This is a genomic window from Roseateles sp. P5_B10 (genome assembly GCF_056400485.1).
The window spans coordinates 1-1,749 of sequence record NZ_JBFULE010000980.1 but is presented as its reverse complement, the minus strand read 5'-3'; the positions used below and the strand labels follow the sequence as shown (position 1 = coordinate 1,749).

Annotated in this window: 1 pseudogene; it reads left to right on the top strand. The window is 61.3% G+C overall.

What is annotated here, in order from left to right:
- Nucleotides 1-1,749 (top strand): annotated as a pseudogene (locus tag AC1DU6_RS29965) (ATP-binding protein); the annotation flags it as partial.

Sequence of the window (1,749 nt, the reverse complement as noted above, 5' to 3'; positions counted from 1 at the left end):
TTCCTACACCGCTCAACGCTATGACGAGTCGAAGACGCTGAGTGACCTTCAAGCCGCGATGGAAGCTGATGGGGACAAGGTTCAGCACGATGCGTCTTCAAGGTTCGTCAAGCTGCTCAAGACCGCGCCGCTAGCCCAGGTGGTGCAGATGTTCGAACGTTGGCCGGTACTCCAGTCCGATACCTACAGCCGCTTTGATGTCATCGACCGGCTGATCGAGGCTGGAGAGATTGAACATGCGCGACGTCTTCTGCGTGAGTATGACGCGAGCGAGGAACGGTGGAGGTCGTGGAATCGATGGTCCGGCGCAGGCAAGTTCCACTATTACGCCGCCCTGAAGCGCATCGAGGGCGCGTCGATGCAATGCGCAGCGTTCGAGAGCCTCGTTGACTCGATCAACGGCGGGGAAGAAAACAGCCAAGCGCTGCTGGCGGAAATCGACTCCATCCTGCCAGTGATTTCTGCGTTGCCGGATTGGCCAGCAGTCTGGGAACTCCTTGCTGAGCAGATGCTCTCAACGCGGGAGCACCAACTCGGCACCGAGTTCCAAGCCGGCGCCGAGCCCATGGACGACGAAGCTCTGCTTGCGGAGTTGCTGCTCTTCGCGATGCGGCTTCCTGTTGACGAGGTCCGACGGCACGCACGCAACTCCATCCTGGACATGGCGGAAGGTGGCTCCCACGGTCAGGCCGTCTTTGCCTTGGTTCTGACCCGGCTCCTTGCCGGGAGCTTGGACGAGCCATTGCAGGCGCTCTTGATCCTGCTGGGGCTGCCATCTGAAAAGTTGGATGAGCGGTTCGCGGCAACGCTTTTAGGGGTGGCTCATCACAAGGATGTAGCGGTAGCGGAAGCGGCAGTTATGGTCGCTAGCCGATGGGGCATTGCTCTCCCGCGCAAGATCGAGCCTCTGCCTCTGTTCTACCAGCTAGAGATCGATGCGGGGCGGACGGAGAGCGATCCTTTGCTCAATGACGAGAGCGGTGCGATGCGATTGGAGAGCGCCCTGGGATGGACCAGGCATCTTGCCTCCGTTGTGGCTTCGATTTCTAAAGCCTCCGGCCTGGACGTGATAGCCATACGACGTCGAGCCGCGATGTTCATTCAAGACTGGGGTGGAATGGACGCGTTCGGGCCGCCGGCATTTAAGCGCCTGACGTCGCATCTTAGAGCGATCGAGATGCAGATTAGGTACTCAAAGCCGCACGCCATGGCCGGCGTCCTGGGCCTGCGCCACGTGTGCGGGGAGCTACGTCTATCGGGACGGCTGGACCAGCAGCGACTTCCCATGCTGCTTGAGAGCTTGAACGCATCGCTACCGCCTCGGCCGCTGGCGAGACCTCGAGTGCGCCCGGAAGGCCTTCTGCGTCCGCTGCCGATCCGGAATGCTAGTTGGGATAAGGGCGAGCAGGAGTGGGCTGAGAAGGTGGATGCGGACGTCTTGCCCTGGTTCGACGCCAGCGGCATGCACATAGTCGCTGAGATATCGACGTTTAAGGTGATGCTGGCAAGGCGCTCGGAGCTGGACCAACTGCGCATCAGCGCCCCAGGCCTAGACATCAGCAGCGTAGACTTCTGGGGCTGCCACAAGGGCCTCCCAGAGTCGGTTTGGGTTGGGCGCATGATGCCCTTTGACGGCAACTTGGCGCCGACGCTGGTGCGGCGAGTGCTCGGCTCGCTAGGCCCGGGTTTCGACTCGCCCGGCCTGTCGTTGGTCATCTGTCCGAACTGGTTGCGCAGGCTCCGTTGGGC